This window comes from Leptolyngbya sp. 'hensonii' (assembly GCF_001939115.1).
GTDB lineage: Bacteria > Cyanobacteriota > Cyanobacteriia.
In genome coordinates, this window is the sequence record NZ_MQTZ01000077.1 from 1 (window position 1) to 7,700 (window position 7,700).

Below are 7,700 nucleotides of genomic sequence, written 5' to 3' on the forward strand. Positions count from 1 at the left end.
GACTGGGGGTGGGCCTGACGATCGGGGATGGACTGGGGGTAGGCTGCAGGATGGGGGAGGGGTCTAGTGAGGCTGGCGAGGTAGGAGTGACGATCGGTTCCGGTGACTGGGCCACCGGCGCTGGTTTGGGTTGTTGCAGACGGGCGATCGTGGCTCCAGCCAGCACGGCTAGGGCCGTGCCTGCAACGATGGTGAGAGACAGCAACCAGCCCGGTCCAGAGGAGGTGGGGGCAACAGGAGCGGGCCGACCAGCACCCTCTGGACCCTGGATGGGTTCCCTGACCGGACGGGGCGGCACCACCGGGATTGTGGCTGCTGTCGGAGGGGCTGCAGCCGGGACCGCTCTGGGCTGGAATGGATGATCTGGCAGCAGGTTCAACCACTCTGCCACCGTGGCTGGACGATGCTGGACTTCGATCGCCATACCGCGCAAAATTGCCTGGTTCAGGGCGGCACTCAAGTCAGGACAGAGCTGGCGGGGTTCGGGCAGGGGTTGCCGTTCCCGCAGTATCGAGGCTACCGGTACCTGGGCCGTAACCAGGGCATAGAGGGTGGCGGCCAAGCCATAGACATCGCTAGCCGGTGTCCGCCGTTCTTGGGAGAGATACTGCTCGATCGGGGCATAGCCGTTAGAGATCAGGCTGGTATGGACCTGGGTGACCCCGGGGGTGAATTCCCGCGCAATGCCGAAATCAATGAGTACTGCTTCTTCAGTGTTCTGGCGCAGGATGATATTGCCTGGTTTGACATCCCGATGCAGCAGCCCATTGCGATGGACCACCTTCAGGGCTTCGCCGATCTGACGAATATAGGCAATGGCGCTGGCTTCCGTCAGAGGGCGATCGGGAAAGACGATCGCCTCCAAGGTGCGGCCAGGGATGTAATCCATCACCATATAGGGCACCCCATTCTCGGTGAAAAAATCACTTACCCGGACAATATTGGGGTGAACGCACTGGGCCAGACGGCGGGCTTCGTCTTGAAACTTGCGCTCCCATGCTGCCAGATCTGGATCGCGTTTCAGGGTATCGCTCAGGGTTTTGATCACCACCGATTGACCCAGGTAACGATGGGTGGCCCGAAACGTGGTGCCAAAGCCCCCCTGGCCTAACTCTTCTTCTAAAGTATATTTCCCTCCCTGGAGGGTCATGCCGATCAATGGATTCATAGGGGGATGTTACCGTCGTCACCTGGCCAGCACGGTCAGGGAATGGCCGGGGAGAATGGTAGAGTATACGGAAAAAGAAAAATCTAACGTCATGAATTAAACAGGCGCGATCGTGCTGCTTTGTTCCCCAAATTTTAGCAGGAGCATCTCCTCATCAGGGTTGGTTCCGAGGGGAAGAGGCACTGGGCCGCTGGCAGAGTCAGATTGACTGAGGAGGTCGGAGATGGGAAGTTCGCTGATGGGGAAAAGGGTGCTGTTGATGTTGGGGCTGGTGACCCTTTGGGGGGCTGGCGATCGGGGGTTGGCCTGGCCTACTCCAGAAGTCTCTTCCTTCCTGAACCCGTCGAATCCCTTCCAGGGGCGGGTCAGGGCGGCGATCGATCTGCAAGCAGTGGGCCGTCAGATCAGGCCCCGTTTTGATCAGCCTCTAGGGGGAGAAGTGGTGACTGGCCTGAATCTGGACGTGATTCAGTCGGTTTTTGCTGCGCCGTCTGGCCTGGGGAGCCTGGAGGATGTGACCCGATCGATCGTGGCTGCAACGGCGAACTTGGCGTTCAAGCCAGCTTCGGCTCAGTTGGGCTCGGAACAGCCCCTGACAAACCGGCTCGCCCTGGCCCTGAGTTCCAAGCAATTGTCTATTCTGCCTGGGTCAGCCTGCGGATTGGAACTGGATGCGATCGCAGCCAATCCGGCAGTGGCGGACGAAAAGGTAATGGGCAAAGTGCTCACGGTGGTGGGGGACACCCTGACCATTCAGACTGGGGATGGGAAAGTTCGCCACATGACCCGCACCCGACGGGAATGGGGCTATCTGGGTCAGATTGCGGGGCGGAAAGTGGCCCTGAGCGAATTCTTCTGCAGTCGAATTACCCTGGCTCCGCCACCAGCTCCCGTGATACCGGCCCCAATTCCGGTGCCTCCCCTGGAATTTAAACGCAGAACTTTGAACGTGCCTCCCCTCACCCCCAGACCAGTGGCGGCTCCCGTTGGAACGGGTGCAGAAGAACCAACGGAGGCAATTCCCCAGACCTGGTAGTTGGGTTGGGGAATGATGGCACGGATGCAGGTTATAGGGTCCGATCGAGTTCCAGCAGAAATTGACAGAAATCTTGAATGTCCTGAGCGAAAAGAGAATAACAATCCGATAAGGTATCGACTAGCGCCTGCACCCGATCGGGATACAGTTCAAAGGCATAGCGGTGGATGACCACATGACGGAATCCCCGGTACTCATTCAACCGTTCCAGGGTTTCAGCCTGAATCACTAAGGATCGTGGATTTAATAACTCCGAAATTTTCAGCCCTCACCCCCAACCCCCAACCCCTCCCCCTCTCCCGCTGGGAGAGGGGGCAGGGGGGTGAGGGCAATCAGGAGTTTATCGGTGTTATTTAATTCTCATTCCTAAGGGGCGAGTGTTTGGAATCTCCAGCCCCATCTGTTCCAGTAATTTCTGATAGGAACTGGCTCCAGTCGGAACCTGGCCATCCAGTTCCTTGGCAACCTCTTCAAAAATACGTTCTACCCCTGTATAGAAGTTTTGCAGGCTTAGAGCTGCGGCCTGGAGGTAGTCAGAGTCTCCTGTTGTTCTAGCTTTATTGGCCTGGGAAGTTGCTGATTGAACGGCAGTCTGGATTTTACTCAGCTCGTTTTGAAGTCGAGCCACCAAAATATTGTACTGACTCACAGTTCTGTACCCTGACCGATCGCCCCCAGCAAATCTGCACTTGCCGTTTCAACCCTGACCAGATCGATCGCCAGCTCACTGAGTCCTTGGAGTTTGCCCACGGCCTGAAAATAGCGCGACTCAGGTAAGTCCCAAACCGCCAGGTCAATATCAGATGCTTCATTAAACCGATCGCTCACCAGTGACCCAAACACCACAACCCGGCTGGCTCCAAACAAATCACGCAGGAGTTGTGCTGCTGTGCTGGCAATCATCATTGCTTGGGCCTGACGATCCTGCCGCCTTTGCAAGGTTTGTTGTTCTCGCTGCTTAGCAGTGAGAATATAGCGCTGCATTGCGTCTGCTGAGAACTTGCCCATAAAAGCCCTGTACTCCTGTCCCCACTCTAACCTGATTCGTCTGCTTTGCCTTCCCAGGCGAACTCCCAGTGCTAGGGTGGTTGAGGCATTACAGGCAACGCTCGATCGGGGAGAAGGAACCTGAAAGTAAACCAGCCAATTATACTTCTATCGAAACTAAATATTGCGTACAATGCTGACATTCAGACGGTCACGCTCTGCTTCACAAATTCTGTGGCATGGTTAGAATCCAACACTTGGCTCCCTTGACATCCAGATCCTGCGCTTTGGGCTGGCTGATTCTCCTGGGAACAGCGACTGCAGGTTTAGCCCAGACCTGTACCCCTGGGGCAATCGACCAGCAGATTAAGCAACTGGCCCCGTCGGGAGCGACTCAGACAAAAGCAGTGGCAGCCCTGAAGCAATGCGGGAAGTCCGCTGTTCCAGGTTTGATTGCAGCTCTGACCCAAAGCCCAGAGGTGCAGGTGCAGGTAGCTGCCCTGGACGCGCTGGAGCAGATCGGGCCACCGGCTGTGGATGATCTGTTGCAGCAGTTGGGAGATCAGAAGATCGCACCCGATCGCCGATCGGTGATGGTAGAAGTTCTGGCGAAGATTGCTCAGACTCACGCCAGTACGACGATCGCCATCATCCAGAAATTAACTGAGCGGCAGCTAGACCCGAAGGAACAGCCCCAGGTGCGCCGTCAGGCAACCCTGAGTTTGAAGGAGATTGGTAATCCCCCTGCTGTGCAATTACCGGAAGCCGTGGTGGACTGGGTCAAAACCCATCCAGGGGCTGCTACTGGAGCCGGGAGCATCCCAGGGCTGATGCTGATTTATCTGGTTATTCTGGGGCTGAAACCCCGCTGGCTCTTGGGGATGCCGGGGAAACTGACGATTCCAAACACCAAGATTGAGCTGCCGTTGGGATTGTTACTCTGGCTGAAGTATCAGCCGAGGGTGCTGGATCAGTGGGTGGCGGATCATCGCCAGCAGGTGCAGGAGAGGTTTCTGGCGGAGCCAACCGTGAGCGATCGGGAAATCCATATTCCCATTCAAATCAGGTTGAAGGATAAAGTGATCGATCGGCTCACCCCTGACGATTTGCGTTCCGTTTTCCATCAGTCTCCGGCTGGTCTGCTGATTGTAGGCGAAGGGGGAGTGGGTAAGACCAGTCTGGCCTGTCAGATTGCCCGCTGGGGTCTGGGTCTGCCGGACAAAGAGACGCAAAAAGTCCAGTCTCTCTGTAATCACGCCATGCTGCCGGTGCTGATTGAGCAGGAGTTGGGAGAAACCCCGCTGTTGACAGCGATTCGGGAGCAATTACCCCGGATGGCTGACGGCAGTTTCATCCCCAATGAATTGCTGGAGGCACTGTTACGCCAGCGGCGGGTGCTGGTGATTCTAGACCATATCTCCGAGATGAGTGATGAAACCTATAAACGGATGAAGCAGGATCTGGAGGCAAAACCCATCAATGCCCTGATCATTACCGCACGCCTCCCGGAAAAGAATTTGGGTCGGCCTCATCTGACCCCACTGGAACCCCGAAAAATTTCGGGAGCAAGGCTCTCCACGTTCATCCAACCTTACCTGGAACGCCAGGGTAAGCGAGACATTTTTGAGGATGATGCCGAATTCTTCCGGGCCTGTACCCGCTTATCCAGCATGATGGCGGCCACACTTCAGAACGCGACTGCATTGCTGGTGCGGATGTATGTCGATCAGGTGATTGACGTGGGGGGATTGAAAACAGCCCAGCTCCCCGACAACATCCCGAAACTGATGCAGAACTATCTCTGCTGGTTAAATCGCCGGGATGCCGTTGGGAAAACGATGCGCCTCGACGATAGCCTGATCGAACAGGATGCCAAAGCAATTGCCTGGGAATGCTTGCGGCATACCTACTATCCTACGGATGCAAAGTATGACGATGTAATCCAAGCGTTGGCTGACTTAATTCAGGCTGAAAATCCCAAACTGGAAACTCCCAAAGCAGAGGCCAAGAAACGCCTGGAGTACCTTGATCAAACCCTGAGATTGATTCAAGTTGCAGCTAACCGAGTTGGGATTATGCTTGACCCCGTCGCTGAGTATCTGGCGGCTTTTCAGGTGGTGGAGTATTGCCAGCAACAGGAGGCTGACCAGCGCTGGCAAGAGTTCTTCCGCACTGTGGATGCAAAGCCTGATCTGGCTAAGATTCGGGGGTTTTTATTGGCTGTTCGCAACTGTTGTGAACAGGAGCGTCAATTGCCGGAAGGGGTGCTGGATGGCTTAAATCAGCGGGCTGATCTGGATCCGGAAGCCCTGCAGCAAGCTCGTCGGCGACAACGGATTAATCGCCTGATTGATGACCTGTTCGATGATGACACCAAGTATCTGGGGCAGGCGATTCGTAATTTGCGGGAGGAGGGAACCTATGCTTACAAAGCGATTCCTGATTTGTTGAACTTGTTGCAGGCGCGGGAGAAGTTTGAACCCGCTCTGAGGATTGAGGCATTAACAGCACTCCTGCATATTCAGCTCGATCGGGTTACGCTCCAGACTCTGCTCCAGGATCTGCTGGCCGATCGGACTGAGGAACCAGCCGTTCGGGTGGCCGCCATAGATGGGCTGTTTCAGGTCAGCCGAGACTCGGATAGTTTGCCCACCCTATTGCAGCGCCATTTTGCAGATCAGACGGAAGGAGGGGCCATCCGAGTCCAGGCTGGGCAGGGCTTGCGTCAATTGGGCTTGTTACCCCAGTTGTTGATCGTGGAGCTGGATGAAACTGCCACCCCCACGATTCGTCTGCTGGAGCCTCCAGAGACGCGGGTGGTGGAACTGGCAGAGGGCGTAACCCTGGAACTGGTGCCCATTCCTGGAGGGACTTTCCTGATGGGTAGCCCGGATGAAGATGACAGCAGCTACGATGACGAGCGCCCAGCCCATGAGGTGACGGTTTCTGGTTTCTGGATGGGCAAGTTTCCCGTCACCCAGGCCCAATATGCGGCCATCATGGGGCGCAACCCGGCCACGTTCCAGGTCAATGGGGCGCATCGTCCAGTGGAAACTGTGTCCTGGCGTAATGCGGTTGAATTTTGCGATCGCCTTTCCCAACGCACTGGCCAGGAATTCCGTCTCCCCACAGAAGCAGAGTGGGAATATGCCTGTCGAGCCGGGACAACTACCCCCTTCCATTTTGGCCGCACTATTACCACTGACCTGGCCAACTATCGGGGGACGGATTGGGACTACGGAGGAAAGATATACAGTGGCTCCTTCGGTCAGGGACCCAAGGGAATTTATCGGCAGCAAACCACAGTAGTAGGTACGTTTCCCCCCAATGCCTTTGGTCTTTACGACCTGCACGGGAATGTCTGGGAATGGTGTGCGGATCACTGGCATGAGGATTATACAGAGAAACCAGATGCCTTGAAATCGGACGGAAATACCCCCTGGGAAACGGCTCAAACTGTCTCTAGGAGAGCCTTGCGGGGTGGTTCCTGGAACTACCTTCCGAGGAATTGCCGCTCTGCGTTTCGCTATCCTAATGCGCCGGACGTTCGCTACGACTTCGTCGGTTTTCGTGTTGTGAGTCGTTTCCCCAGGGCTGTTCAGTAGCGCTTTATACTCTAGCTCTTTTGCCCTTTACGCTTGTTTCTTTACCCTTCTGGCTGGCGCGAAGCGCCAAAAATTTTTTTGGGGCCATTGGGGGTTGATCCCCTCCTGGGAGGGGTGGGTTTAGCTACATCGTCCCAATATTGCCTCTACCCCCTAATCTGACTTATCGCATACTGGTAACAGGCCATTCAATCTGCATTCAATGAGTACAGTCCTTGCCACCCCGATCAGCCAAATTGAATTGTCTCCCGATAGTGCGATTCGGATCAGCGGCGTATCCTGGGAAGGCTATATTGCGTTGCTGCAAGAATTGGGGAACGATCGCTCAACCCGCATTGCCTACGACGATGGAGTATTAGAAATCAGAATGCCTGGTCAGCCTCACGAAGCGGCCAATCGTGTGTTAGCCGCGATCGCCTTTGCCCTGGCCGAAGAACTGGGGGTTGACTTTAACAATATGGGTTCTACAGCGTTTTTTATGCTGGTGAGGCACAGTAACAGCAATGAGAGAACCAGTTCCTTAAGTCGCTCGATGACACCTGGGAGAAAGCTTCATCAATAGCTTTGGCAAGTTCTGGATAACTGCGTGCCTTAATCGAACGCAGAATGCTCTTAATCTTTGAAAAGCAATTCTCGATAGGTGAAAAGTCTGGTGAGTAAGGGGGTAGGAAAATTAGCTTGGCTCCTGCATCCTCAATCAAATTTCTAACGTCTTCACCCAGATGAATAGAGCAGTTATCCAGGATGACACAGGCACCTTTCCATAACTTAGGCACAAGGTTCTGGGAAATAAAGGCTTCAAAGGTCAGTCCATCAGTTGACCCCATGAGATTGCAGTAAGTCACGACCTCCCGCAGACTAATCGCCCCTAGAATCGAGACTCGTTTCCCTCGCTGGCTTGGAC

General features: G+C 55.1%; 6 protein-coding genes and 1 pseudogene. 3 read left to right on the top strand and 4 right to left on the bottom strand.

The annotated features are described in order from the left end of the window. Positions 1–1,168: serine/threonine-protein kinase (locus BST81_RS26830; RefSeq protein ID WP_143780529.1), on the bottom strand; the 1,168-nt coding region annotated here is incomplete at its 3' end. A 223-nt stretch (positions 1,169–1,391) separates the two neighbouring features. On the opposite strand from BST81_RS26830, the gene BST81_RS26835 reads away from it, so the two are divergent. Beyond that, positions 1,392–2,204 (top strand): hypothetical protein, encoded by an 813-nt coding sequence (locus BST81_RS26835; RefSeq protein ID WP_075601539.1) that lies wholly within the window; start codon positions 1,392–1,394, stop codon positions 2,202–2,204. A gap of 31 nt (positions 2,205–2,235) precedes the next feature. On the opposite strand, the pseudogene BST81_RS29340 reads toward BST81_RS26835, so the two are convergent. Next, a pseudogene (locus tag BST81_RS29340) lies at positions 2,236–2,853 on the bottom strand (hypothetical protein). Continuing rightward, a complete protein-coding gene (locus BST81_RS26850) occupies positions 2,850–3,212 on the bottom strand; it encodes a nucleotidyltransferase domain-containing protein (protein ID WP_075601542.1) in 363 nt (120 codons plus the stop codon). The pseudogene BST81_RS29340 and the gene BST81_RS26850 overlap by 4 nt, the downstream one beginning before the upstream one ends. Positions 3,213–3,457: 245 nt before the next feature. Between BST81_RS26850 and BST81_RS29040 the strand changes: the two genes are divergently transcribed. After that, positions 3,458–6,796 (top strand): SUMF1/EgtB/PvdO family nonheme iron enzyme, encoded by a 3,339-nt coding sequence (locus tag BST81_RS29040; RefSeq protein ID WP_253188509.1) that lies wholly within the window; start codon positions 3,458–3,460, stop codon positions 6,794–6,796. A 202-nt stretch (positions 6,797–6,998) separates the two neighbouring features. Then, positions 6,999–7,358, top strand: coding sequence for a Uma2 family endonuclease (locus BST81_RS26860; protein WP_216351478.1), 360 nt, complete (start codon positions 6,999–7,001; stop codon positions 7,356–7,358). Here BST81_RS26860 and BST81_RS26865 read toward each other — a convergent pair. Further along, on the bottom strand, positions 7,273–7,700 hold a 428-nt coding region (locus tag BST81_RS26865), incomplete at its 5' end, for a transposase (RefSeq protein ID WP_143780530.1). The two genes, BST81_RS26860 and BST81_RS26865, sit on opposite strands and share 86 nt — an antisense overlap.

Excerpts from the sequence above, each read along its gene's own strand:
- BST81_RS26835 (WP_075601539.1), top strand. The coding sequence starts at position 1,392 with ATGGGAAGTTCGCTGATGGGGAAAAGGGTGCTGTTGATGTTGGGGCTG.
- BST81_RS26850 (WP_075601542.1), bottom strand. The coding sequence starts at position 3,212 with ATGGGCAAGTTCTCAGCAGACGCAATGCAGCGCTATATTCTCACTGCT.
- BST81_RS26860 (WP_216351478.1), top strand. The coding sequence starts at position 6,999 with ATGAGTACAGTCCTTGCCACCCCGATCAGCCAAATTGAATTGTCTCCC.